Origin of the sequence: Moraxella sp. K23 (genome assembly GCF_041154765.1) — a bacterium.
Taxonomy (GTDB): Bacteria; Pseudomonadota; Gammaproteobacteria; order Pseudomonadales; family Moraxellaceae; genus Faucicola; species Faucicola tetraodonis.
Map to the genome: position 1 here is coordinate 629,394 of NZ_AP031595.1, position 22,027 is coordinate 651,420.

The window sequence follows — 22,027 nt, forward strand, 5'->3', positions numbered from 1 at the left end:
CTCCTTTAGTTTTTTCCTTTATCATTGGTTTGTTGCTGTATATCTGGATTTAGATGGTTTTTTAAGAACATAAATTGCCCGATTAAAAACACGAGCATCACCGGTATCCATCCCCAGCTTTTAAAATTAATCCAGGTATCGTTGTTGGTAAAAAACGCAAAATAATATTGCAAACCTGCCATCAGTAAGAAATACCCTGCCCAAGCGAGGGTGAGTTTATTCCAGCCCGATTGGGTCAATCGAAACACATTTTTCATTGCCAACTCTAATAGCGGTTTACCTATCGCGACACTGATAATGAGGGCAATCGCAAATACGCTATTGATGACGGTTGATTTCCATTTTAAAAACGCTTCGTCATGGAAAATTAAGCTTAACCCACAAAATCCCACGGTTAAAATCAGCGTCACCCACTGCTGTTTATTAAGCTTGCCTTTTTGCCGGGCAAAATGCACCACATATACCACCAGTGTGGTAATCAATAACGCCGCCGCACCTGCCAGTACCCCTTGTTGTTTGGAAAAGTAAAAAAATGCCAGTAAAGGTAGCAAATCCAATAAACCACTCATAGTCGTCTCTAACAAAAATCGCTTGTAAAAATCTTAGCCGCTAGTTTACACGGATATGCTAAAATCGAAAAGTAACTTTGCGATTTTCCTTGCTTCATCAATCACGTGCCCTTGTGAATAAGCCAGCGCAGAGTTAACCCCTCTTTGTCTTAACCCCTTTTTGTCCTATTGTTGGCAACTAGCTTTTGTAATTAAGGCGTATTTGTGAATTCTTTAAATCTCGATATCTTGTCTAGCAGTCCTATTTATACCCAACTTCCGATTGATATGCACTGCCACAGTACCCGCTCAGATGGTACTTTTAGCCCAAGCGAAGTGGTGCAAAAAGCGCATGAAAAAGGGGTGAAAGTATTATCCTTAAGCGACCATGATACGGTACTTGGTATCCTTGAGGCGCGCCAAACCGCTGATAGCCTTGGTATGACGCTGATTCACGGTGTTGAAATCAGCTGCCGTCATCGTGTCATGGGCGGCTACGCCAAAAAACCTGCCCAAAATGAAAAAGTGATTCATGTATTGGGGTACGGCTTTAGTGATATTGAAACAATGCATAACAAACTGGCTGCCATCCAAGCCAATCGAGAAATGCGCGGCTATGCGATGTGCGAGCGTGTGGCAAGTACCTTTAAACGCCCGATGGATGAGATTTGGCAGGCGGTGTTAGTGCAAGCAAAAGGTAATCCCCAAGCAGTCGGTCGTACCCATATCGCCAAAGTGATGGCGGATCTAGGCTTGGTGAGTGATGTGCAAAAAGCCTTTACTGGCTATTTGGCTGACCATAAACCTTGCTATGTGGCACTCGATGGCTTATCGCTTAAAGATTGCATCAATTTGATTCATGACTGCGGTGGCAAAGCATCTTTGGCTCATGCGACCCGTTACAATTTAACCGCCAACAAAGTGCGTAAACTGATTGCAGATTTTGCCAGTAGCGGTGGCGATGCGGTGGAATTGCCCGCCAGTAATGAACCGACTTCAACCCGCCATATGATCGATAGAGTGATTAAAGAGCATGAGTTAAAGGTGTCTATCGGTAGTGATTTTCACGGCAGCACCATGCCTTGGCGCGTGCTTGGCGGTGTACCAAAATTGCACGAAGGGCAAGTGGGGATTTGGGAGAGTTGTTAAACACTTACCATTTCGTTGACTACCCAGCAAGGTTTTTTAGCATTTTTGGTTATGAGAATATCTATGAAAGGCACAAGGACGCCAAGTGCCGATTATTTATTAGTTAATCTTAGCCAGTGTTAGTCTGGTTTTTTATCAAACGCGGTCAGTGGCTTAAAGTCAATCGACTTTGCCATCGGCAATTCCTCAATTGCACGCAGTCGCCAGCTATTGGCTGGGTCATGCACCACAATATAGTATTTGCCTTTAGACGGGTCTAGCTGCACATTGCCCGCATAACTGCCATCACTTAACCGTTTGACAATAATGTCACGGTCTTTTTGCTTTTGGGTGGCATGGGAAATCTCCACTGCCAATTGCTCAGGCGCTTTAAATTTGTCACTGACGGGCGCCTCAAGTTTAAAGTTCACTGCCTGATGGCTAATCATCATTTGACCGGTTAGCCCCAAATCATGCGCCAGTTTATCTTTGGACACATCCGCATATAAGGTCTTACCATCCATGTACCAGTCATCACGCACAGTAGAGTCTTGGATTCTCACCGAGTAAAACACGAACCAGATACAGGCGACTACCACAAATAGCGGCAGACCAATAACAAAAATCCAAACCATATAATTTTTATACCAAAGTTTGGATATCGACTGATTAGAAGTTGATGAAGCAGGAGAATTTGTCGGCGTTGCCATAGACCACTCAGCAGATAACAATCAAAAAGCTAGTATAGCAGAAAAACCCGTGCCCCAATAACGTGCGCCAATAATTTGGCACAAAAAAAGCCGATTATCAAAATCAGCTTTTTTAGGCAATCAAACTTATTTATCGGTGGTAAACACGTTATCTTTTACCGCTTTATATTTGCCGCCATCATCCACGCTCACCACTTGCATTTGGATAGGAATATTGCTTTGGGTAATCACTTTTGGATCGCCCAGCACACTGACAGGGAAGTCATAACTTTCGCCTGCTTCTAATGGAATGGTTTTAAAGCGGCTATCAAGTTTTAAGCCGGGTTGTGGTGTCAATGTCACCGCATAATCATGGTCTTGCTGGGTTTTGTTGGTGATTTTGATGATGTAGTTATTTTCTACCAAACCTTGCGCATTGATTGACGACAACTGATTACGGTCACGGCGAATATCAATCTGCAGCGGTACACGACTGGTTAAAAAATAAACCCCCGTCCCAATCAACAACGTAATCACCGCCAAATAAGCAAAAAACCGGGGACGCAAAATTTTACTTGGCTCATTCTCTACCAATTGGCGTTCGGTACTATAACGAATCAAACCGCGTGGTTTATTAACTTTATCCATGATGTCATTACACGCATCGACACAGGCCGCACACTGGATGCATTCAACTTGCAAACCATCACGAATATCGATACCCGTCGGACACACTTGCACACACATCAAACAGTTGATACAGTCACCTAAGTTCTCATCTTCACCGCCTCTTTTACGTGCGCCACGTGGCTCACCACGTTTATAGTCATAGGTGACAATCAACGTATCTTTATCGAACATCACGCTTTGGAAGCGGCCATAGGGGCAAATATGGGTACAAAAGTGCTCACGCATATAGCCTGCATTGGCAAACGTCGCAAAGGTAAAAATAAGTACCGAAACCCAAGTTAGCGGTGTCCAATCTGGCACAGGAATAACGCCAAACCATTGCCAACTATGATAAAGATAATCAGTCCCAACGGCATAACTACTAAACGTCAATGCAGTCACCAACGCCATGATAAACCAAATCAGATACACCAAGCCGCGTTTCATGATTTTTTCGCCATTCCAAGGCGCTTTATCTAACTTAAACTGCTTATTACGATCACCGATGATAAGCTTCTCAGTATATTGGTACATATGCGTCCAAATCGTCTGTGGACACGCATAGCCACACCACACACGACCGGCATAAACGGTCACCATAAACAATAAAAAGGCAGCAACCATAAAGAAAAACGCAAAAATAAAAACGTCTTGGGGTAAAAAAGTTAGCCCAAATAGCACAATCTTAGAACCCGAGAAATCGAACCATATTGCTTGGTGTCCGCCATAGCGAATCCATGGTAACACCAAAAACAACAACAATAAAAAATACATACTGACAACGCGGATGTTTTGATAAAAACCCGTCACAAAACGGGGGTGTACGCGTTTTTTAGTGGCATCTACTTGGTGAACAGGAAGTCTAAAATCATTACCAGCAGGGGAAGGAGGTTGTACAGACATTGTTTGCCCTCACATATTTTCTGACATGAATATAAAAAAATGAAAGACGACGACCGCAAAACTAGCGAACATCGCCTAACAAAAAATTGCTTAAACAATATATTCAATTATATATCAAATGGCACTAAATACCCACAAAATAAAGGGAATTATCAATAACTGCAAAATAAATGAAAAAACTTTTCGTAGTGGTATTGACAGGTAAAAAGAAAAGCGTATAATACGCACTCACTGGCAGCGACTACAGCCACAAACTGTAGTAAAAACAACAACTTAAATTAATATAGATATAAGTTGAGCGGTCATAAAAAATTAAAGAAAAAAGTTATTGACAACACAAAATAAGCTGTTAAAATAGCGACCTTCTTAACGACATCAGCCGATGATGTTGTGAACTAAATAACAACAAACACAAGAACAACTTGTGTGGATTTTCACTTAGGGCGATAAAATTAAGACTTTAATTAATTTGTATTGTCAGAGTGAAGATACTCGTAAGTTTATTTGAGCAAAGACAGTATAAATAATTGAGTCAACAAATTAATATCTTAGTGACTGCGGAAGTGGTGATTAGGATATAGAAAGATTAAACTGAAGAGTTTGATCATGGCTCAGATTGAACGCTGGCGGCAGGCTTAACACATGCAAGTCGAACGATGATTATCTAGCTTGCTAGATATGATTAGTGGCGGACGGGTGAGTAACATTTAGGAATCTGCCTAGTAGTGGGGGATAGCTCGGGGAAACTCGAATTAATACCGCATACGACCTACGGGTGAAAGGGGGCGCAAGCTCTTGCTATTAGATGAGCCTAAATCAGATTAGCTAGTTGGTGGGGTAAAGGCCCACCAAGGCGACGATCTGTAACTGGTCTGAGAGGATGATCAGTCACACCGGAACTGAGACACGGTCCGGACTCCTACGGGAGGCAGCAGTGGGGAATATTGGACAATGGGGGCAACCCTGATCCAGCCATGCCGCGTGTGTGAAGAAGGCCTTTTGGTTGTAAAGCACTTTAAGCAGGGAGGAGAGGCTAATGGTTAATACCCATTAGATTAGACGTTACCTGCAGAATAAGCACCGGCTAACTCTGTGCCAGCAGCCGCGGTAATACAGAGGGTGCGAGCGTTAATCGGAATTACTGGGCGTAAAGCGAGTGTAGGTGGCTCATTAAGTCACATGTGAAATCCCCGGGCTTAACCTGGGAACTGCATGTGATACTGGTGGTGCTAGAATATGTGAGAGGGAAGTAGAATTCCAGGTGTAGCGGTGAAATGCGTAGAGATCTGGAGGAATACCGATGGCGAAGGCAGCTTCCTGGCATAATATTGACACTGAGATTCGAAAGCGTGGGTAGCAAACAGGATTAGATACCCTGGTAGTCCACGCCGTAAACGATGTCTACTAGCCGTTGGGGTCCTTGAGACTTTAGTGGCGCAGTTAACGCGATAAGTAGACCGCCTGGGGAGTACGGCCGCAAGGTTAAAACTCAAATGAATTGACGGGGGCCCGCACAAGCGGTGGAGCATGTGGTTTAATTCGATGCAACGCGAAGAACCTTACCTGGTCTTGACATAGTGAGAATCCTGCAGAGATGCGGGAGTGCCTTCGGGAATTCACATACAGGTGCTGCATGGCTGTCGTCAGCTCGTGTCGTGAGATGTTGGGTTAAGTCCCGCAACGAGCGCAACCCTTTTCCTTATTTGCCAGCGGGTTAAGCCGGGAACTTTAAGGATACTGCCAGTGACAAACTGGAGGAAGGCGGGGACGACGTCAAGTCATCATGGCCCTTACGACCAGGGCTACACACGTGCTACAATGGTAGGTACAGAGGGTTGCTACACAGCGATGTGATGCTAATCTCAAAAAGCCTATCGTAGTCCGGATTGGAGTCTGCAACTCGACTCCATGAAGTCGGAATCGCTAGTAATCGCAGATCAGAATGCTGCGGTGAATACGTTCCCGGGCCTTGTACACACCGCCCGTCACACCATGGGAGTCTATTGCACCAGAAGTAGGTAGCCTAACGAAAGAGGGCGCTTACCACGGTGTGGTCGATGACTGGGGTGAAGTCGTAACAAGGTAGCCGTAGGGGAACCTGCGGCTGGATCACCTCCTTAACTAAAGCACTAAGTGAGAATTCACAGCAAGTTGTTCTTGTGTATAAATAAGCTAATTCGAGGGTTACGGCTTCAGAATTTACTTCGTAAATTCTCTTGCACTCGGGCAAAGCGATGCTTTGCTAATCCTCGTTCAGGGTCTATAGCTCAGTTGGTTAGAGCACTGCCTTGATAAGGCAGGGGTCATAAGTTCAAGTCTTATTAGACCCACCATTTAACCAGAGGTTAAATGCTTTAGAATTTACTTCGTAAATTCTCTTGCGCTCGGGCAAAGCGATGCTTTGCTGATCCTTGCTCAGGGGCCATAGCTCAGTTGGTAGAGCGCCTGCCTTGCACGCAGGAGGTCAGGAGTTCGACTCTCCTTGGCTCCACCATAATTAGCTTAACGTTATAAAGCAGACAGAGTAATTTAGTAAGTATTAAGAGATTACTTCAATCTGTTTTATCAGAAATCACGACCTGACGAGGGTCTGATAATTCAATAACAACATAGAGAAATGAGTCTGGGTTAATTATCAAGTTCCAACGAAGATAATTAACCTTAGTAATCAGCCAATCAGACCCAAAGAAATGATTGGAACAACTGATTACTTAAAAGTAAAGAGAACTGAATCAAGCGTAAACATAGGTGAAGATCGTTACCATTACCTATACGACCCTTTAGGGTTGTATAGTCAAGTAATGAAGTGCACATGGTGGATGCCTTGGCAGTCAGAGGCGATGAAAGACGTGACAGCCTGCGAAAAGCGTCGGGGAGGCGGCAATATCCTGTGATCCGGCGATATCTGAATGGGGAAACCCACTTGTCATAAGACAGGTATCGTAAATTTATTTACGAGGCAAACCGGGAGAAGTGAAACATCTCAGTAACCCGAGGAAAAGACATCAATAGAGATTCCCCTAGTAGCGGCGAGCGAACGGGGAGGAGCCGACTGATTATAATTTAGAGGAATGACTTGGAAAGGTCAATCGTAGAGGGTGATAATCCCGTACTCGAAAGGTTATAAGAAGCATATTAAGTAGGGCGGAACACGAGAAATTCTGTCTGAAGATGGGGGGACCATCCTCCAAGGCTAAATACTCCTGACTGACCGATAGTGAACCAGTACCGTGAGGGAAAGGCGAAAAGAACCCCTGTGAGGGGAGTGAAATAGAACCTGAAACCGTGTGCATACAAGCAGTCGGAGCATCATTTATGATGTGACGGCGTACCTTTTGTATAATGGGTCAGCGACTTATATTCTGTAGCAAGGTTAACCGAATAGGGGAGCCGTAGGGAAACCGAGTCTTAATAGGGCGTCTAGTTGCAGGGTATAGACCCGAAACCGAGTGATCTATCCATGAGCAGGTTGAAAGTGACGTAACAGTTACCGGAGGACCGAACCCACTGTCGTTGAAAAGCCAGGGGATGACTTGTGGATAGGGGTGAAAGGCTAATCAAACTCGGTGATAGCTGGTTCTCCCCGAAAGCTATTTAGGTAGCGCCTCGGACGAACACCATTGGGGGTAGAGCACTGTTTCGGCTAGGGGGTCATCCCGACTTACCAAACCGATGCAAACTCCGAATACCGATGAGTGATATCCGGGAGACAGACGGCGGGTGCTAACGTCCGTCGTCAAGAGGGAAACAACCCAGACCGCCAGCTAAGGCCCCAAATTCCTAGTTAAGTGGGAAACGATGTGGGAAGGCACAGACAGCTAGGAGGTTGGCTTAGAAGCAGCCATCCTTTAAAGAAAGCGTAATAGCTCACTAGTCGAGTCGGCCTGCGCGGAAGATGTAACGGGGCTCAAACTAGGAGCCGAAGCTGCGGATTTAATTGTTTCAATTAAGTGGTAGGGGAGCATTGTGTAAGCCTGTGAAGGTGTGTTGTAAAGCATGCTGGAGGTATCACAAGAGCGAATGCTGACGTGAGTAACGACAAAACGGGTGAAAAGCCCGTTCGCCGGAAGACCAAGGGTTCCAGTCCAACGTTAATCGGGGCTGGGTGAGTCGACCCCTAAGGCGAGGCCGAAAGGCGTAGTCGATGGGAAATCGGTTAATATTCCGATACTTGTTTATGATGCGATGGAGGGACGGAGAAGGTTATGCCAGCTTGGCGATGGTTGTCCAAGTGGAAGGATGTAGTTAGGTTTAGTAGGCAAATCCGCTAGACTATTAATGAGATCTGATAGCAAGCTGTACTTGTACAGCGAAGTGGCAAATACCCTGCTTCCAGGAAAAGCTTCTAAGCGATAGTCATAAAGAAATCGTACCCTAAACCGACACAGGTGGTCAGGTAGAGAATACCAAGGCGCTTGAGAGAACTCTGCTGAAGGAACTAGGCAAAATGGTACCGTAACTTCGGGAGAAGGTACGCTGCCGATGGTGAGTAGACATGCTCTACAAAGCTATTGGCAGTCGCAGATACCAGGCCGCTGCAACTGTTTATTAAAAACACAGCACTCTGCAAACACGAAAGTGGACGTATAGGGTGTGATGCCTGCCCGGTGCTGGAAGGTTAATTGATGGGGTTAGCGTAAGCGAAGCTCTTGATCGAAGCCCCAGTAAACGGCGGCCGTAACTATAACGGTCCTAAGGTAGCGAAATTCCTTGTCGGGTAAGTTCCGACCTGCACGAATGGCATAATGATGGCGGCGCTGTCTCCAGCAGAGACTCAGTGAAATCGAAATCGCAGTGAAGATGCTGTGTACCCGCGGCTAGACGGAAAGACCCCGTGAACCTTTACTACAGCTTTACATTGAACTTTGACCTTACCTGTGTAGGATAGGTGGGAGGCTTTGAAGCAGGCACGCCAGTGTCTGTGGAGCCATCCTTGAAATACCACCCTGGTAATGTTGGGGTTCTAACTCAAGCTTAACAGAGCTGAGGACAATGTATGGTGGGTAGTTTGACTGGGGCGGTCTCCTCCTAAAGAGTAACGGAGGAGTACGAAGGTGCGCTCAGAACGGTCGGAAATCGTTCGAAGAGTATAAAGGCAAAAGCGCGCTTAACTGCGAGACCCACAAGTCGAGCAGATACGAAAGTAGGTCTTAGTGATCCGGTGGTTCTGTATGGAAGGGCCATCGCTCAACGGATAAAAGGTACTCTGGGGATAACAGGCTGATACCGCCCAAGAGTTCATATCGACGGCGGTGTTTGGCACCTCGATGTCGGCTCATCTCATCCTGGGGCTGAAGCAGGTCCCAAGGGTATGGCTGTTCGCCATTTAAAGAGGTACGCGAGCTGGGTTTAGAACGTCGTGAGACAGTTCGGTCCCTATCTACCGTGGGCGTTGGAAATTTGAGAGGATCTGCTCCTAGTACGAGAGGACCAGAGTGGACGAACCTCTGGTGTTTCGGTTGTGACGCCAGTCGCATTGCCGAGTAGCTATGTTCGGATGGGATAACCGCTGAAAGCATCTAAGCGGGAAGCCCACCTTAAGATTAGATTTCCCTAAAGAGCCGTTGTAGACTACGACGTTGATAGGTTGGGTGTGGAAGCATAGTGATATGTGTAGCTAACCAATACTAATTGCTCGTTTGGCTTGACTATACAACGCCTAAATGGCTTTGTAGGTAATAACGATATTCACCTCGCTTGATATAGCTCATACTTTACTTTTAAATCAACTCATTTCTCTATCCCCCTTTGCTGACGATAATAGCTTGGAGGCCCCACCTGATCCCTTCCCGAACTCAGAAGTGAAACTCCAATGCGCCAATGGTAGTGTGGTTCGCCCATGTGAGAGTAGGTCATCGTCAGCTCCCTATTCCAAAACACCCCCCTTACTGTTGTAAGGGGGGTGTTTTTTTGTATCCCTGAAAGACTCAGAGAAAAACTCAGAATAGAAAATTAATGTTTTTATCGCAGACTTTGGGTAAAATAGGCGAAAATTTTTGGTGTGAAATTTAAAGTGAGTGTTACCATGCAAATTACCGTTATTGACCATCCCTTAGTTAAGCATAAATTATCCTTGATGCGCGAGGCAGATAGTAGCACTTATAAATTTCGTACCTTGACTAAAGAACTTGCCCGTTTGATGGCGTATGAAGCAAGCCGTGATTTTCCCATAGAAACAATCAGCATTCAGGGCTGGGAAGGCAACCAAATTGAGGGCATTCAAATCAAAGGTAAAACCGTTACTGTCGTACCTATCTTGCGCGCAGGTTTAGGAATGCTTGATGGGGTTTTAGACCTTATTCCCACGGCAAAAATCTCGATGGTTGGATTGCAACGTGATGAGGATACCCTTGAGCCTGTGCCTTTTTTTGAAAAATTGGTCAAAGATATTAATGAGCGTCCTGCGTTGATTTTAGATCCTATGCTTGCGACTGGCGGTAGTATGGTAGCAACGATTGATATGATGAAAAAACACGGTTGTAAAAATATTAAAGCCTTGGTATTAGTGGCAACGCCTGAAGGGGTAAAAGCGGTGAATGATGCCCATCCTGATGTCAAGATTTTTACCGCAGCACTCGATAGCCATTTGAATGAACAGGGGTATATTATTCCAGGGCTTGGGGATGCAGGGGATAAAATTTTTGGCACAAAACAGCACTGATGGGCAAAACAGTAAAAGTAGTAAAAAAGCTAGATGATTTATCTAGCTTTTTTATTAACAGTTGTATAGTGGCTATTTTTTGGTGGGTTGTAAGCTATCGGCTAAGTCGATAAGCTTGATAAATTCGCGGCGAATACCTTGTGGGTCGTTGCCAAGATTGGCTTGGGCGAATCGCTTGCTATCGTTTAGTTGCCAATTACCGAGGTATTTGCTTTGCTTCAGGGTTTCACCAAAACTTGCCACACTTAGCGCAAATGCCAGCTCATTGCTTGGCTGTTGGGTCTGATTGCTAATTGGCAGGGTCAAAAGCGTTGATGTGTTGCTATTTGGCGCTTTATAGCGCAGTTTTAAAAACCCCAGCTCAGTATTTTTGCCTGTATGATTGATAGGGTAAGCTTGGTAGCGGCTATCGTCTAGCCAACCTTGCTGCCCCACAGGGGTAACTTCAAACAGCGCAACCACGGATTTGCCTGCCCCTAGCTCACCTGCGTCTACTTTATCGTTGTTAAAATCTTCTTTTGCAAGGACACGGTTTTCATAACCAATCAACCTCCATTCTTTAACCGTCTGGGGATTGAATTCCACTTGGACTTTGACGTCTTTTGCCACAGTATTAAAGGTTGCTGACATTTCGTCTACCAAGGCTTTTTTGGCCTCAGACAGGCTGTCAATGTAGCTATAATTACCGTTGCCGTTATCTGCGACTTGCTCCATCATGTGGTCGTTTAAATTGCCTTCACCAAAGCCAAATGTGGAAAGTGACACACCGCTATCACGCTCACGGCGGATAATATCTAGCATTTCATCGACGTCCGATACACCGACATTAAAATCCCCATCGGTCATCATCAAAATGCGGTTGATGCCGTCTTTTTTATAGTGGATTTTTGCTTGTTGATAAGCCAGCTTTATCGCTGCTTCGCCATTGGTCGAGCCACTGGCATCTAGGCTATCAATCGCGGCTAATATTTTGTCGGTATCACTGCCTTTGGTGGCAGGAAGCGTCACTTGGGTACGACCAGCATAGGTCACGATACTGATGGTATCTTGCGACCTCAATTGCTTGGTGAGCATTTTTAGTGAAGATTTGACTAGTGGTAATTTATCGTTGTCTGACATCGAGCCCGATACATCTACCAAAAATACCAAGTTGGCAGGCGGTAAGACGCTTTTTTTGGTGATGGTAGGGTCATCCGCTTTAATAGCCACTTTGATGATACGATTGGGTGTACGCCAAGGTGCGGCAACTGTTTCGGTGCTTACCAAAAAAGGGGCGTTGGCAAGGCGTTTGGCTTGTGAAAAGTCATAGTTAAAATAGTTGATAAGCTCTTCAATACGCACCGCGTCAGTAGGCGGTAATTGTCCGTCGTTTAGAAAACGGCGCACATTGGCGTAGCTGCCCGTGTCAGTATCGATACTAAAGGTGGCAACAGCATCGGTGGCGGTTTGGTGAATGGGGTTGATTGCAAGGTGCTGATATTTTTCGCTATTATCCTGTGGTATCGGCATCGGCATGATAGGCGAGTAGCGTGCCATCTTGCTCATTGCTGCCGCGTCCATCATCATGGTAGGCGCCGCAACTACGGGCGTTGGTTGAGCAATAACGGTTGGTTGGGCAATAACAGGTGTGGCAGGGCTCGTATCACGGCTGTTTGACGGTGAGGGGCTACACGCCGTCAATAAGCTTTGGGCGATGACGAGGCTCAGTAGTGTTGGCTTAAAAATGTCGCGCTGCATGACTAACTCCTTTTCAATCGTGACTGGCGTAACTACATTTTACGACATTTTTTGATGAAAAAGGCAGTTTTTTGCGATAAAACCCGCTAGACAGGGCTGTAGTTAGCGCTATCAGCGGTTAAATAGGTTAAGAATAATAGTGAGAATGATACTCACGATAATCATGGTAACGATGGGAAAATGAAAACTAAAGCTGCCATCTTGCGAGCGATAATTAACGTCCCCTGGCATACGACCAAACCAACTAAAGGCATTGGGAAAAAACAGATAAATTAAGCCAATGATGAGAAATAAAATCCCTATCCCAATAAAAATTTTTGCCATGCTCAGAACCTTTTTGTTTTTATAATGGCTTGTATTTTATTGATTTTTTAATGTTTTTAGTGCTACGTTTAGTTGTTAAGATGTAAGCTTAATGTGAAAATAAAAATTTAAATTTTATTGAGAATTTTTTATCAATAAGAAAGGCTGTCACATAATGTTTGAGGCTTCGAGTCTTTATTTGGAACAATACATTGGATTTTTAGACAGAAGGTGAAATAACGCAGCCATCAGTCATGGGAATGGTTTAATCCATTCAGACTATAGGTTATTTCTAGCTAATTATTTTGCATTTAACGATTACAGTATTCGAAGAAAACACCAAAATCAAATTGGGAGATTTTAGAAATCATCAAAGTCTAAACCAAGTTAAAGGTGCTAAACACTCTTTTTTTAATCATGCAAAAGACATAAAATTGCTATCAATCTTCAGACATGGCATTAAAATTGAAATTATTTAAAAATAAATGAGGCGGCTTGTAGAAATACTCTACAAGCCTTGAATAACATAAACTATTTAGTTTTCCGCGGCGGTAAGCCTGTATGTTGCGTTTGGAAATTACTCTTTTTCGGATTCGGTTTTTTACCAAAGCTCGTGGGCGTGGGTTTTTTTTCCGATTTACTTTGCCCATTATTTGAATTGGAGTTATCCGCTTTACCATTACGCTTAACAGAATCGCCACCTGCTGAGCTGTTTTTCTTTCTTGCCGATTGGTAAAAGTCTTCACCTTCCAGTTTTGGATTATAAGGCGGAATCAAACATTGACTGCCATGCCCAATCAAATCCTCACGCCCCAAGTCTTTAAGCGATTGACGCAGCAGTGCCCAATTTTTGGGGTCATGGTAACGTAAATATGCTTTGTGGAGTTTACGTTGTTTGCCCGATTTGACGATTTCCACCCCTTCGCTGTCACGGGTGACTTTATGCAGCGGGTCTTTGGCAGTATGATACATGGTAGTAGCAGTTGCCATGGGGCTTGGGTAAAAGGCTTGTACTTGGTCGGCACGAAAGCCATTGCGCTTGAGCCAAATTGCCAAGTTCATCATGTCCGTGTCGGTGGTGCCAGGGTGAGCAGCGATAAAATACGGAATCAAATATTGCTCTTTACCTGCTTCACGGCTGTATTTGTCAAACATCTGCTTGAAAGTATCGTACGTCCCCATACCCGGTTTCATCATTTTGGATAGTACATTGGTTTCGGAATGTTCGGGGGCGATTTTGAGATATCCACCGACATGGTGGGTGACCAATTCTTTGACATATTCGGGGTCTTTGACCGCCAAATCATAGCGCAAGCCTGATGCAATCAGGATTTTTTTCACCCCTTTGATATCACGAGCTTTACGGTACAGTTGGGTGAGATGACTGTGGTCGGTGAGTAAGTTATCGCAGATATCGGGATACACGCAGGAGGGTTTGCGGCAGTTTTTCTCAATGGCATCGTCTTTACAATGCAGACGGTACATGTTGGCAGTCGGTCCGCCAAGGTCAGAAATTACCCCGGTAAATGATGGCTCGGTGTCGCGGATTTTTTTGATTTCGCCCAAGATAGATTCTTCTGAGCGGTTTTGGATAATCCGTCCTTCATGTTCGGTAATCGAGCAGAAAGTACAGCCGCCAAAACAGCCGCGCATGATATTGACTGATAATTTAATCATGTCGTAGGCAGGAATTCTTGCGTTGCCGTAGCTAGGATGGGGCAAACGGGCATACGGCAAATCAAAGATATAATCCATCTCTTCCATGGTAAGTGGAATGGGCGGCGGATTGAGCCATACATCAATGTCGCCATGTCGCTGCACCAAGGCGCGGGCGTTATGCGGATTGGTTTCTAGGTGCAAAATACGGTTGGCATGGGCGTAAAGTACGGGGTCGGATTTGACTTGCTCAAAGTCGGGCAAGCGAATCACGGTTTTGTCACGGGGGGGCAAGGGGCGTTTGTGTTTTAAGGCGTTTTTATTGGGGTCTTTGAGGTTGACCACTTGGATGTCTTGGCTTTCAGCGACCTTATCAGCATTAAGCACTTTGTGCTCGACTTTATCTGCCACAAACCCTTTGTATTGACTCTCAAGCGTTTTTTCTTGTTCGATGTGACAGTCGCCCACATCTTCCATCATCACATACGGATTGATAATCGGGTCAACACGCCCAACGGTGTCGACGTCGTTACTGGCGATTTCTATCATATCGCGTTGCCAGTGTTTTTTGGTTTGTGTCGAGAGATACGCGGTGCCACGCACTTTGGCAAGGTCTTCAAAACGGTAACCTTTGGCAAGTGCATGTACAACATCGACAATCGCGCGCTCGGCATTGCCATACAGCAAAATATCAGCGCGGCTATCCATCAAAATGCTACGGCGCACTTTGTCTGACCAATAATCATAATGGGCGATACGGCGCAGCGAGCCTTCAATCCCGCCCAAAATAATGGGCACATCAGGATAGGCTTCACGGCAGCGCTGGCTATATACCACAGCCGCACGGTCGGGGCGTTTGTCGGGGGCATTGTCTGGCGAGTAGGCATCGTCACTGCGAATGCGTCTATCGGCAGTGTAGCGGTTAATCATGCTATCCATATTGCCTGCGGTGACGCCCCACGCGATGGTTGGTTTGCCAAGTGTCATAAAAGCGTCTTTGCTCGTCCAGTCAGGCTGGGCGATGATACCGACGCGAAAGCCTTGCGACTCTAACAGTCTGCCGATGATTGCCATACCAAAGCTTGGGTGATCGACGTAGGCATCGCCTGAGACGATAATGACATCACAGGCATCCCAACCAAGGGCATCCATTTCGGCTCGGCTCATCGGCAAAAATGGCGCAGTCTCAAAGCAGCTTGCCCAGTGTTTGTCATAGTCAAATAGGGCTTTGGTGCCTTGTTTAAAGGCTTTGTTGGCAATAGTTTCGGCGGACATAGGCTTGGATATTAAATAAAATGAATATGGCTCATTTTATCATGAATCAATTTTGCGATGGGGGTTTATAGGGCGAAATAACAAAAAAACCTGATTAAATTAGTCGGGTTTAATTAAAGGGCAAGGCGATTCCATATTTTGTAAAAATTAACGGGCAAAATGACTATTAAATGGCTAGATGGTGATTAAAATGGAGGGTAATGGAAGGTATTGAATATCGCCCTACTATTTAAACCAAAATAAACCAATCGCAGCTTTTTAAGTAGGTAGAATTTTTTTAAATAACGGGTAGTTTTCAACTTTTTGTTCATTTTCACTCAGCTTTTTAATCAACCTTTTAATCAATAAAGCAATACTGATTCGCCCTGATTTTATGCTAGTTTAATGCTAAAATGAGATATCAAGGTTGTTAAAATGATGCTATGACCGATACTTTTGCTGATGCCCTAGAAGCGCTTGATCCGCTAACACCTGAGCCTACTAAGCTTTCGCCCCCGACAGAGCCGAAGCCTAGACGGCGGTTGCCGTATATGGCGTATGAACACCAGCAGCAAATCACCCGTCTGTGTGTGCGCTGTGGGCTGCTACTCATGCAATATGGGGCGGAATCGGCAACGGTAACAGATTTGTGCCGCCGATTGGGATTAGCGTTGGGGTTGGCTAGCGTGGAGTGTGGGATTGCCTATAATGGCTTGACCATCACCACAATTTATAATAACCGCTGTATTACCACCTTGCGCGCGTCAACCACCCATGCCATCAATGTCAATATCATTGTACAAATTCAGCGAATCGTACTGGATTTGGAAAGTATGCCGGTGACGAGTACCCTAGAGCATGCGACTTATCGATTTGATGAGATTGATCGGGGCACTTATCCTGCCAAGATGGTCGCGACGATGGTCGGTGTGGCGTGTGCCTGCTTTGCGTATTTGGCAGGGGGCGATGTACTGGTGTGTTTGGTGACGTTTATTGCTAGTATGATGGGGTATTCGCTGCGGCTATGGCTGAGTAACCGCAACTTTAACCCCTTTATATCCGCGCTTATAGCGGCGTGTTTTGGCTCCATCTTCGCCAGTACTGCGCTGTTATTGGGGATTGGTAACGACCCGCATATTGCCATGGCATCAAGTGTGCTTTGGTTGGTTCCCAGTTTTCCTTTGATAAATTCGTTGTCGGATATGCTCAAAGGTTATATGAACATCGGTATCGGGCGCTTTATGTTTGTGATTATCTTGACACTGTCAAGCTGTATCGGCATCGTGCTGTCATTGCTATTACTAAATATCAGTCATTGGGGCGTGGGTTGATGAAAGCGTTTGATAAAATTTTATTGCCAATATTGGGTCGGGTGAAAAATGGCGATTGATGCGATTGCCTTGATACGCGCAGCAACTTTTGCTTGCTTGATGACGCTTGGCTGGACACTGCTTGTCAATGTGCCGCGCCGCTATATTTGGCAATGCTTATTGTTGACGGTGCTGGGTTACGGACTTAGAGAGCTATTAAAACAACTGTCAGTCAATTTGATACTAGCGACGTTTGTAGCAGCGGGTATTTCATCCTTTGTGGCAATTTATTTGGCAAAAAAATATTTACTTACCCCAAAGATGATTTTGGTGCCTGCCATGCTGTGTATGATGCCGGGGATTACCGCGTACAAAGCCATGATTAGCTTTGTACAGCTAGGCTACTATGGCTATAATCCACAAGTATTTACCCAAATGATGGATTTTAGCTTCAATGCGATATTTGTGACCGCTGCGTTGGTGTTTGGCATTTCGTTGCCGACGTCATTTTGGTATCGCACTAAGCCTATTGTTTGAGCCCATTGTTTGAGCCCATTATTTGAACCCATTATCTGATGGCGCAGTAATCTAACTAATCTAACTGGATTTTAGTGCCTACTTTGGAAAAATTCATCACAAATTGACTCTTAAAGCGTCGGACATTGTTTTCATAAGTTAAATTATCACGGGTAAAACGGTGATATTGGGCCATATTTTTGGCATGTACCAATAGCAAAAAGTCATAATCCCCTGAGATTTCATAACAACTCATCACGTTAGGCAATCGGTTCATCAAACGCTCAAAGCCATGCTGCAGCGCGGTATTTTGTTTTTCCATTTCAATCAGCACAAACGCGCTTAAATCAAAGCCCAATTCAGTGGGGTTGACAATCACCACTTGGCGAGTAATCACCCCGGTCTCTGTCATCATTTGGATACGGCGCTGACAGGTCGCTACCGATGCATGCACTTTTTCGGCAATGTTTTTAAGCGGTAGCGTCGCATCTTCTTGCAACAAGTTTAAAATACGTTTATCGATATCATCGATTTCATGAATCATAGCCATGTCCTTCTAAAAATACACAATAAAATAAATTGAGAAAAATATAGCAAATTTATCTTATATTAATATTAAATTATCATAAATAAAGGTATTTTGAAATAATTTACCAAAAATAATTGTTATACTTTTTGGTAATTTAACCGCAAAAGCAAAAATATAACAAGGTCAATTATGTCAGTCTCCAGCGTTTTATCACCATCGTCTATCGTTGTCCCCCCCAAGGCAACAACGCCACAGCCTGCCACCGCTGGCAAAAAGTTACGTTTTGGGGTGGTGTTGGCATTGATTTCTAATGTGTTGTTTGGCGTGCTGTATCTGTATAGTCACTGGCTTGCGCCGTTGTCAGGCACGCAAGTTTTTTTGTGGCGCATGGTGGCGATGTGGTTTGGGTTGGTGGGGTTATTGGCTGTGACGCAAAATTTTGGGCAACTCAAAGCATTTTTGATGGGCTTAAACAAACAACAATGGGTTTTATTGCTGTTGCCGACACCGATTTTGGCAAGCCAGCTGTGGCTATTTATGTGGGCGCCTATCAATGGACAGGCGGTCAATACCGCAATGGGGTATTTTTTGCTTCCCTTGATGATGGTACTGATGGGTTGTGTGGTGTTTAAAGAAATCTTAAATCGATTGCAGTGGGCGGCGATTATCGCTGCGTCAGCAGGGGTGGGATTGCAATTTTGGCTCGCGGGGAGTGTATCGTGGGTCACTGCATGGGTGTGTTTGACGTATCCGATTTATTATGGACTGCGCCGCTGGCAAGGGGTGCCGGCACTGATGGGGCTGTTCGTTGATTTGTCAGTGATTGCCCCGATTGCCTTGGGTTTTTTATTATGGCAAAACACGAGTGTATCGATAGTGACAGGGTCAATGACAATGGGGCTGTTATTGATTGGACTGGGTATGATTAGTGCGCTTGCCATGCAGACCAATCTCAAAGCCAGTCAGGTGTTGCCGATGAACACCTTTGGTATGCTCAGTTATCTTGAACCTGCGCTGATGTTTTTATTGTCCATTTTTGTGCTGCATGAAGCTGTCAATGGTACCATGATTGCCAGTTTTGCTTTAATTTGGGTAGGGGTATTGCTGATGATCGTAAATGCAATACGAGTGTCCAAAAAAAGCCACTCAACCGCTATTTGTGACTAGGTAAGCTAATATTCTTGATTTAATGGATGGCTAAGTATGTAATAAATTGTTAAAATTGCGCTGAACAAAAATTGTAAAACCATAAAGACTGAGGTGCTGCTTGGGGCAAATTCATTATCTAACTTATGTGAGCCGGATGACGTTGAAAGCTGGCATAACCCCTAGAACGCTGTCTGATATCATGACGGTGGCACAGCGTGAGAACTCTGCCCATCAAATTACCGGTTTTTTGTGCTTTGGTAATGGCTATTTTTTTCAGTACATTGAAGGCGAAAAATCAGCGATTGAGCAATTATTTGGTAACATTCAGCGTGATGGGTGCAACCGCGATGTCACGCTCAAGTCTAAAGGGGTCATCGAACAACGGCTGTTTCAAGATTGGCAAATGTTGATGGTAAATATCAATAACCCAGAAACGCATGAAGAGGTTATCAATGCGTTTTTACCTGTATTGTCAGCTGGGTCAAAAGCGGCAGCGGCTGATAAGTTTGTTGAGGTCATGCGCTCACAATATCATCGCCGTAGCTTGGTGGATTTTCAAAGCTATTCTCTTAAAAATGTCAGTCATTATGGGGTCAGTCTGCGCGGACTGCTCAAAGTGCATCAGCATTTTTTATTGGTTCAGAGCATTTTACTGGTATTGATTTTGATTAGTTTTAGCCTATTTTGGGGGCTTTAGCATCGAGAAATCTGTGGCATCGAGAAATAGGTTATCCGCTATTGACTATTGAACCGGCTTATCGAAAATCACACGCCGCTACATGGTCATTCACCATACCGACTGCTTGCATAAACGCATAGCAAATCGTCGAGCCCACAAATTTAAATCCGTCTTTTTTAAGCGCCTTTGACATGTTATCTGAATATTGCGTGTTGGTGGGAATATCAGCAAATATTTTTGGGTGGTTATCCTGTGGTATTTTTGCCAAGCCGCTGGGCGACAAGTTCCAAAGATAATCGCTAAAAGCTTGCGTTTCGGTAATTTTTAGATAGCATTTGGCATTGTTAATGATGGCTTTGATTTTACCGCGGTGGCGAATAATGCCCGCATCGGTCATGAGGCTATCCACCATGTCATCATCAAACTGCGCGATCATTGCAGGGTCAAAATCAGCAAATACTTGGTAATAACGCTCGCGTTTTTTGAGGATGGTAATCCAGCTGAGTCCCGCTTGCATGCCTTCTAAACACAGCATGGCAAATAGATGACGGTCATCATAACTGGGCTTTCCCCATTCATTGTCGTGGTAAGCTTGATAAAGTGGGTCTGTGCCGCACCATTCACAGCGGTTATAGGCTTTCATCCTAGGTCTCATGGTATTGAAAGGTTTATTATAACCGCCTTGGGCAAAAAAACGCCAGCATTTGCCAGCGTTTTTGAGGTATCAGTTTTTAGTCTATCCTTTAATCTATCTTTTAATCCATCAAATCGATATTTTTGGTTTCTTTAATTGAGAATAACGCGATGAGAGAAATCAAACCGTTAATCACAATATATATAGCCACACCTTTCATGCCATATTGCTCATTGATTTTGATGGCATAAATCGCAGGAATCGATGCACCCACAATCGCCGCTAGATTGTAAGCCAGTGACGCACCTGAATACCGTACTTCGGTGGGGAACAGCTCTGGTAATAGCGCTGCCATTGGACCAAATGACATACCCATACATGCCATGCCCAAAATGAGGAAAATAAATACCGTGGTTGGCGTGCCATTGCTGAGCAGTGTTGGCATAAAGCAGGCAAACACCATACATAATATAGTCACGCCAATCAGCCATTTTTTACGACCGATTTTGTCCGCGCCAATCCCTGAGATACTGGTAAAAATACCAAACACAATCGCAGCCACCAATAAAAAGCCAGTAAAGGTATTTGGGGCAATACCTAACCCTGTTGGGAAGCCAAAAGAAGATATTTTTGCCGGGCTTTTTGAATAGGCTTGTACGAAGGCAGTCATGATATAAAAAATCACATAAGTCATTGACATCAAAAATGTGCCTTGCACCAGCGGACGCCAATATTGGGTAATGACTTTTGACACAGGGGCATTAACTTTTTTGCCTTCGGCTTCAGCGGTAAGAAATACATGGCTTTCATGCAGGCTTAAACGTACCCAAAGACCTACACCCACCAGCACGATTGAAATAAGAAACGGGATGCGCCATGCCCACTCGACCAAGGCATCTTTTCCTAAAAAATAACTGAGTAAAAAGAACACTAAATTAGCTAAAAATAACCCAATCGGCGCGCCTAACTGCGGGAAAGTACCATACCAAGCACGTTTGCCTGCTGGCGCATTTTCGGTGGCGACCAAGGCAGCACCGCCCCATTCACCGCCAAGCCCAATCCCTTGACCCACACGAAGTAAACATAACAACAATGGGGCAATGACGCCTACTTGTGCATAAGTCGGTAGCAAACCAATCGCTACGGTTGATAAACCCATGGTGAGCAGAGAGGCCACTAAGGTTTTTTTACGACCGAGTTTATCACCAAAGTGACCAAATAACGCTGAACCGAAAGGGCGGGCAATAAATGCCAATGCCAACGTCGAAAGCGAGTAAAGCATCGCTGCTTTTTCATCGGTTTTATCAAAAAACTGGGTATTAAAAATCAATACCGCCGCAGCGGCATAAATATAATAATCATAAAACTCAATAGCCGTACCAATCATGGATGCCACGGCGACCTTTTTTGGGTCATTGCGTAGCGCGATATTGTGATGATCAGGGTGCACGGTTGAAGCGGTTGTCATGATGTCTGCCCTCCTTAGATAATAAAAGTTTAAGTGAAAATTAAGATACATAAAATATTGGAATGAATTGTAAATCATAATTTGTCATCAACTTGATAAAAATAGTTAAGATAATGCAAAAATTTGGTTATTAATCGCTGATTTGATAAATTTCGTCAGCTTATCCATAATAAGCCACCACAAAATACACGTTA

At 44.6% G+C, this 22,027-nt stretch carries 15 protein-coding genes, 2 tRNA genes and 3 rRNA genes; 11 read left to right on the forward strand and 9 right to left on the reverse strand.

Going from position 1 to position 22,027, the window contains the following annotated elements; all coding sequences use genetic code 11:
• Positions 1-5: 5 nt before the first annotated feature.
• Positions 6-569, reverse strand: a complete 564-nt coding sequence (locus ACAM37_RS02800) for an inner membrane-spanning protein YciB (protein ID WP_369626506.1) — start codon at positions 567-569, stop codon at positions 6-8.
• Positions 570-773: 204 nt separating this feature from the next.
• Between ACAM37_RS02800 and ACAM37_RS02805 the strand changes: the two genes are divergently transcribed.
• Complete coding sequence (locus ACAM37_RS02805) at positions 774-1,697, forward strand: PHP domain-containing protein (RefSeq protein WP_369626507.1); 924 nt, start codon at positions 774-776, stop codon at positions 1,695-1,697.
• Between the two features lie 119 nt (positions 1,698-1,816).
• On the opposite strand, the gene ACAM37_RS02810 is transcribed toward ACAM37_RS02805, so the two are convergent.
• Both ACAM37_RS02810 and ccoG read right to left on the reverse strand, forming a co-directional pair.
• On the reverse strand, positions 1,817-2,386 hold the full coding sequence (locus ACAM37_RS02810; protein ID WP_369626508.1) for a FixH family protein: 570 nt from the start codon (positions 2,384-2,386) through the stop codon (positions 1,817-1,819).
• Between the two features lie 126 nt (positions 2,387-2,512).
• The gene (gene ccoG, locus ACAM37_RS02815; protein ID WP_050325858.1) at positions 2,513-3,937 is read right to left on the reverse strand and encodes a cytochrome c oxidase accessory protein CcoG; all 1,425 of its coding nucleotides are present in this window, start codon (positions 3,935-3,937) and stop codon (positions 2,513-2,515) included.
• Between the two features lie 588 nt (positions 3,938-4,525).
• Here ccoG and ACAM37_RS02820 point away from each other — a divergent pair.
• The 6 genes from ACAM37_RS02820 (at position 4,526) to upp (ending at position 10,598) form a co-directional block, all read left to right on the forward strand.
• A 16S ribosomal RNA gene (locus ACAM37_RS02820) occupies positions 4,526-6,057 on the forward strand.
• A gap of 136 nt (positions 6,058-6,193) precedes the next feature.
• Positions 6,194-6,270 (forward strand) — tRNA-Ile (locus ACAM37_RS02825).
• Between the two features lie 85 nt (positions 6,271-6,355).
• Positions 6,356-6,431, forward strand: a tRNA-Ala gene (locus ACAM37_RS02830).
• A gap of 298 nt (positions 6,432-6,729) precedes the next feature.
• Positions 6,730-9,589 (forward strand): 23S ribosomal RNA (locus tag ACAM37_RS02835).
• 98 nt (positions 9,590-9,687) lie between these two features.
• Positions 9,688-9,801, forward strand: a 5S ribosomal RNA gene (gene rrf / locus ACAM37_RS02840).
• The 16S, 23S and 5S rRNA genes sit together here with 2 tRNA genes alongside, the layout of an rRNA operon.
• Before the next feature lie 161 nt (positions 9,802-9,962).
• On the forward strand, positions 9,963-10,598 hold the full coding sequence (gene upp, locus ACAM37_RS02845) for a uracil phosphoribosyltransferase (protein WP_065263959.1): 636 nt from the start codon (positions 9,963-9,965) through the stop codon (positions 10,596-10,598).
• A 72-nt stretch (positions 10,599-10,670) separates the two neighbouring features.
• Here upp and ACAM37_RS02850 read toward each other — a convergent pair whose 3' ends face one another.
• The 3 genes from ACAM37_RS02850 to ACAM37_RS02860 form a co-directional block, all read right to left on the reverse strand.
• Positions 10,671-12,335 (reverse strand): vWA domain-containing protein, encoded by a 1,665-nt coding sequence (locus tag ACAM37_RS02850; protein WP_369626509.1) that lies wholly within the window; start codon positions 12,333-12,335, stop codon positions 10,671-10,673.
• Between the two features lie 111 nt (positions 12,336-12,446).
• Positions 12,447-12,659 carry a DUF2905 family protein gene (locus tag ACAM37_RS02855; RefSeq protein ID WP_219332143.1) on the reverse strand — a complete coding sequence of 71 codons (213 nt, stop codon included), beginning with the start codon at positions 12,657-12,659 and terminating at the stop codon, positions 12,447-12,449.
• Positions 12,660-13,169: 510 nt separating this feature from the next.
• Complete coding sequence (locus ACAM37_RS02860; protein WP_369626510.1) at positions 13,170-15,569, reverse strand: YgiQ family radical SAM protein; 2,400 nt, start codon at positions 15,567-15,569, stop codon at positions 13,170-13,172.
• A gap of 422 nt (positions 15,570-15,991) precedes the next feature.
• Here ACAM37_RS02860 and ACAM37_RS02865 point away from each other — a divergent pair, with 422 nt between their 5' ends.
• Both ACAM37_RS02865 and ACAM37_RS02870 read left to right on the forward strand, forming a co-directional pair.
• Entirely contained in the window at positions 15,992-16,879 is an 888-nt protein-coding gene (locus tag ACAM37_RS02865) for a threonine/serine exporter family protein (protein ID WP_369626511.1), read from the forward strand.
• 48 nt (positions 16,880-16,927) lie between these two features.
• Entirely contained in the window at positions 16,928-17,395 is a 468-nt protein-coding gene (locus tag ACAM37_RS02870) for a threonine/serine exporter family protein (RefSeq protein WP_007115872.1), read from the forward strand.
• Between the two features lie 55 nt (positions 17,396-17,450).
• Here the strand turns inward: ACAM37_RS02870 and ACAM37_RS02875 are convergent, their stop codons facing one another.
• Complete coding sequence (locus ACAM37_RS02875) at positions 17,451-17,918, reverse strand: Lrp/AsnC family transcriptional regulator (RefSeq protein ID WP_100270281.1); 468 nt, start codon at positions 17,916-17,918, stop codon at positions 17,451-17,453.
• 174 nt (positions 17,919-18,092) lie between these two features.
• Here ACAM37_RS02875 and rarD point away from each other — a divergent pair, with 174 nt between their 5' ends.
• Together rarD and ACAM37_RS02885 are read left to right on the forward strand one after the other, a co-directional pair.
• On the forward strand, positions 18,093-19,070 hold the full coding sequence (rarD, locus tag ACAM37_RS02880; RefSeq protein ID WP_369626512.1) for an EamA family transporter RarD: 978 nt from the start codon (positions 18,093-18,095) through the stop codon (positions 19,068-19,070).
• A gap of 100 nt (positions 19,071-19,170) precedes the next feature.
• On the forward strand, positions 19,171-19,749 hold the full coding sequence (locus tag ACAM37_RS02885; RefSeq protein WP_369626513.1) for a BLUF domain-containing protein: 579 nt from the start codon (positions 19,171-19,173) through the stop codon (positions 19,747-19,749).
• Positions 19,750-19,807: 58 nt separating this feature from the next.
• On the opposite strand, the gene ACAM37_RS02890 is transcribed toward ACAM37_RS02885, so the two are convergent.
• Both ACAM37_RS02890 and ACAM37_RS02895 read right to left on the reverse strand, forming a co-directional pair.
• Positions 19,808-20,374: a DNA-3-methyladenine glycosylase I gene (locus ACAM37_RS02890; protein WP_369626514.1), complete on the reverse strand. Its 567-nt coding sequence runs from the start codon at positions 20,372-20,374 to the stop codon at positions 19,808-19,810.
• A 112-nt stretch (positions 20,375-20,486) separates the two neighbouring features.
• Complete coding sequence (locus ACAM37_RS02895; protein ID WP_472826334.1) at positions 20,487-21,836, reverse strand: MFS transporter; 1,350 nt, start codon at positions 21,834-21,836, stop codon at positions 20,487-20,489.
• Positions 21,837-22,027: the final 191 nt, after the last annotated feature.